Source organism: uncultured Roseobacter sp. (assembly GCF_947491795.1).
Lineage (GTDB): Bacteria > Pseudomonadota > Alphaproteobacteria > Rhodobacterales > Rhodobacteraceae > Roseobacter.
Genome location: NZ_CANLKW010000027.1, coordinates 1 through 1,224, shown reverse-complemented (window position 1 = coordinate 1,224; position 1,224 = coordinate 1). Strand labels below are relative to the sequence as shown.

Annotated in this window: 1 pseudogene; it reads left to right on the top strand. The window is 56.0% G+C overall.

The features are described 5' to 3' along the window. Positions 1–105: 105 nt before the first annotated feature. Positions 106–1,169, top strand: a pseudogene (locus Q1A34_RS21910) (IS3 family transposase). Positions 1,170–1,224: the final 55 nt, after the last annotated feature.

The window sequence follows — 1,224 nt, the reverse complement described above, 5'->3', positions numbered from 1 at the left end:
CAGGCCACTTAGGTGCTGTTGATCCGCCCAAGCTAAGGATGGACCATGAAACGTAGATTTAGTGACGAACAGATCATTGGGATTATCAAAGTGTAGGAAGCGGGCGTGAAGGCGCAGGAGCTGTGCCGGAGTTACGGGATCAGCGATGCCACTTTCTACAAATACAAAGCCAAGTTTGGCGGCATGAACGTGTCGGACGCCAAGAAGCTGCGGGCGCTTGAGGACGAGAACAATCGTCTGAAGCGGATGCTGGCAGATGCGATGCTGGACAATGCGGCACTTAAAGACCTTGCGGCAAAAATTTTATTGACGCCTGACGTGAAGCGAAGGGCTGTGTCGGACATGATGGATCGGCATGGCTTGTCGGAGCATCGGGCGTGTGAACTGGCTGATCTACGTCGATCTGTCTTTCAGTATCAGAAACAGGATCGGGGCGATGATGTCTTGCGCAAACGGCTGCTTGAACTGGCGAATGAACGACGCCGGTTCGGCTATCGTCGCTTGGGCATTCTGCTGGCTAGGGAAGGCTTTGAAGTGAACCACAAGAAGCTGTTCCGGCATTACCGCGAAGAAGGGCTGGCTGTGCGCCGCCGCCGGTCGCGAAAGCGGGTTTTGGGCACACGCAGGCCCATTCTCGTGCCGGATCGTGCCAATCAGCGTTGGTCGTTTGGCTTTGTATCGGACGCCTTTGAAGATGGGCAGCGGTTCCGGGTGCTGTGCATCGTGGATGATTGTACGCGCGAGGCGTTGGCCACTGTCGTCGATCGTTCCTTGTCAGGCGCACGGATGATCCGTGAGCTGGATGATCTGATCCGCAGGCGCGGCCAGCCGGCCATGATCGTCTCTGACAATGGCACGGAGACGACACCTCATGCCGTGCTAAGATGGTGCTAGGATACCGGCGTTGGCTGGCACTACATCGCACCGGGAAAGCCGATGCAAAATGCGTTTGTGGAGTCGTTCATCGGCAGGCTTAGGGACGAATGTTTGAATGAAAATATCTTCAGCAACCTCGCCGAAGCACGGCAGATCATTGAAAACTGGAGGATTGATTACAACACCCAGAGACCACACACATCGCTTGGCGGGCTGGCTCCGGCCGTTTACGCCAATCTCACAACCGTGCCACCCGGCCTGCCTCGCTTGAGCTCCGCAAGGGCTCCGCTTAGCAGGCCTTGATGGCGACCAAATCAACAGAAAGATACAAGAACGGATTCTACACCC